2 protein-coding genes are annotated in these 2657 nt (G+C 36.2%); both read left to right on the forward strand.

The annotated features are described in order from the left end of the window. Positions 1-1308 (forward strand): citrate lyase subunit alpha (gene citF, locus AC3AX0_RS11130; protein WP_487550357.1); only part of this gene is annotated, 1308 nt, incomplete at its 5' end. Positions 1309-1322: 14 nt separating this feature from the next. Next, positions 1323-2351, forward strand: coding sequence for a [citrate (pro-3S)-lyase] ligase (citC, locus tag AC3AX0_RS11135; protein ID WP_487550358.1), 1029 nt, complete (start codon positions 1323-1325; stop codon positions 2349-2351). The last annotated feature ends 306 nt before the right edge of the window (positions 2352-2657 follow it).

Here is a 2657-nt window from a genome sequence, read left to right on the forward strand (position 1 = left end):
AAGGTTATGAATCTTGTCATGGAAGAGATTGTAAAACTTGGCATTAGAAACTTGACAGTTGCAGCAAGCTCCATATTCCCTGTGAACCAGCCTCTAGTAAAGTATATGGGAGAAGGTATTGTTACGGGAATATGTGCAAACTACATGTCCGGACCTGTTGCTGATGCAGTATCTGAAGGAAAGCTTAAATACCCTGCCATTATGCATACCCATGGCGGAAGAGCAAGAGCCATAGAATCTGGAGATCTTCATATAGATGTGGCATTCATAGCATCTCCGGCGGCTGACAGTTATGGCAATATTAACGGAGTTGAAGGTCCATCAGCTTGCGGTACACTGGGATATGCAGTGCCTGATGCGATGTATGCAGATAAGACAGTTGCAGTTACTGATAATATTGTTGAATATCCTGCATGTCCTATAGACATCAGTCAGGAATATATAGACTATATAGTTAAGATAGATTCTATAGGTGACCCAAAGGGGATAGTATCTGGCACAACTCAGGTCACGAAAAACCCTATTGATCTTAAAATAGCAAAAATGACAGCGGAGATAATAGAAAATTCAGGACTTTTGAAGGATGGTTTTTCCTTCCAAACAGGAGCCGGTGGTACATCCCTAGCAGTGGCAGCCTTTGTAAAGGAAAAAATGAAGGAACAAAACATCAAGGGAAGCTTTGCAGCAGGTGGAATAACAAAGTTTCTAGTTGAAATGTTGGAGGAAGGTCTTTTTAAGTCTCTCTTTGATGTTCAGTGCTTTGATATGTACTCCATAGAATCCTATGGTAAGAATATTAGGCATCAGGCAATGTCTGCATCAATGTATGGAAATCCACACAACAAAGGTGCCGTAGTCAACAATCTTGACGTTATGATACTTGGAGCAACTGAGGTTGATACGAGCTTCAATGTAAATGTTACAACAAGCTCAAATGGTAATATAATGGGAGGCTCTGGTGGACATAGTGATACTGCTGCAGGGTCAAAACTAGCAATTGTGGTAACAAAGCTTATTAAAGGAAGACTTCCCATAATCGTTAATGATGTGACAACTGTTACTACTCCTGGAGAAACTGTTGACATAATAATTACTGAAAGAGGAATAGCGATAAACCCAAGAAGAAAAGATCTCATAGAAAAATTGGGTGATACAAAACTTCCTGTATATACTATAGAAGAACTAAAGGAAATGGCTGAAAGTTTTTCAGGAATTCCTGAAAGCCTCGAATTTGAGGATGAAATAGTTGGTGTGGTCGAATACAGAGATGGCACAGTAATAGATGTAATAAGAAAGGTTATAAACTAAACGGAAGTGATATTATGTATGATATTTACATTGAAGAATTCAATTTAAGTAACAGCTTGGAGATAGAACATTTTCTATCTCCATTTGAGATTGAACTTGAAGATGATGTAGAACACACCCTTGTGGCAAGGATTGAAGGCAAGATTGTAGGGACCTGTTCGTCATCGGGTAATATAATAAAAAGCATAGCGGTGAGATGTACTTGTGGTAATACGGGAATAGGGTCAAAACTCGTGACCCAAATGATGAATAACCTCTTTGACAGGGGAATATATGACGTTTTTGTATTTACAAAAAAGACCAATACTGAAATTTTCAAGGAACTTGGCTTCAGGGAAATTGTGTCATCTGACAAGGTTGTCCTTATGGAAAACGGCAGAATTGGAATAGATGAATATGTAAAGAAGATGTTTGTAAAAAGTGGACTTGGAAATGGCAGGAAGGCTTCGATTGTCATGAATTGTAATCCCGTCACCAGGGGACATTTAAACCTTATAAGAAAGGCTTCGGAAGAAAATAATGAAGTTGTAGTTTTTATAGTTGAAGAGGACAAGTCCATCTTTTCGTTTGAAACAAGGATAGATCTTGTGAGAAAATGCACAAAAGATTTTAAAAATGTTCATGTAATATCTGGAGGAAGATATATTATATCTTCAAATACTTTTCCTGCATATTTTTTAAGGGAAGAAGAGAAATCATCACAGTACATGGAGATAGACCTTCAGGTATTTGGAAAATACATAGGACCTGTATTCAATATTGATAAAAGATATGTAGGCTCAGAGCCATACTGTAATATGACCCAAAGCTACAACGAGGGAATGAAGAAAATTCTTCCTGAACAGGGTATGGAAATTATAGTGGTTGAAAGACATGCAATAAATGGTATAGCAATTAGCGCCTCGATGGTAAGGAAAAAAATAAGAGAAGACCGAACTGAAGACATCAAAGACCTTGTATGCAATGAAGTGTACGTCTATCTCACATCAAAAGAAGCTGAAGAAACCATAAAGCGGATTAAAGAGAGTGACTTTCTGCATTGATCAATAAAATATTGAATGCATGAGAAGAAAATATTAATCAAATAAAAAGTATCATATGAAATTAGTCATTTAAAGCAATTCAATAATAAAACTTAATATTAAAGTATGAAGCTGGGATGATTCCTGACTTTTTATTATTGATAATGGAAAACCGATATTATTATATGATATAATTATATAAATAGCATTTCACTATACTAAAGAATTGGAGATGAGTTCATGAATATTGCTCTTTTGATTATAGACATGCAAAAGGAATTTATTGAATGTGATGATTCGAAAAAATCACTACAGAATGCTCTGGAA

The sequence above is a fragment of the Dethiosulfatibacter sp. genome, from assembly GCF_983023055.1.